Consider the following 635-nt stretch of genomic DNA (forward strand, 5'->3'; position numbering starts at 1 on the left):
GGCAAGCGGCGAAGGCCGTTGGACCGCTCGGCGACTGGCACCGTGTTGCGGCAGATGGCGCGCTCGATGACGTCTTGCGTGCCGTGCGCGCGTTGGTGCGCAGCGCCTGATGACAGATGCCGCGGCCTATACCTGCTTGTTGGCTGTCCGGCGGCGCGGATGGCCGACTGCGACGCCGCCGGACAGCCGTGCGACCCACGGGTAGCGCTGGGCAACCTCCTCGGTATAGCCGAGGTTGAACACGGTCGGGCTTTTCGTCGGTCGGTCGGCGCGCGAATAGAGCGTGCCGAACAGGCGATCCCACAGGAAATTGGTGATGCCGAAATTGCCATCCTCATCGTGGAAATGATGTTCGACGTGACGTACCTTCATCGTCGCCAGCCATTTGATCCGCGGCTTGTACGCAAGATGCTGGATGCAGTGGAAAAATTCGTAGAAGCAGGTGCAGAGCAGTCCGGTTGCGAACCCCGCTGCCGCGCCGCCGATCCCGCCGATCAGATAGCCGGGCAGGGCGGCAACCACGAGCAGCGTCGGCAGCGTGGTGTAGAGCGCGCCAAACAGCACCTCGAGATGATTGGGGTCGACATGATGGTCGTAGTGGATCCGCTTCCAGGTGGAGGCCAGAAACGGCACCT

At 63.6% G+C, this 635-nt stretch carries 1 protein-coding gene; it reads right to left on the reverse strand.

Going from position 1 to position 635, the window contains the following annotated elements:
* Window positions 1-126: 126 nt before the first annotated feature.
* On the reverse strand, window positions 127-635 hold a 509-nt coding region (locus tag AACY52_RS29160), incomplete at its 5' end, for a sterol desaturase family protein (RefSeq protein ID WP_339561194.1).

Origin of the sequence: Pseudomonas sp. EA_65y_Pfl1_P113, from assembly GCF_963970525.1 — a bacterium.
Classification (GTDB): Bacteria; Pseudomonadota; Gammaproteobacteria; order Pseudomonadales; family Pseudomonadaceae; genus Aquipseudomonas; species Aquipseudomonas tritici.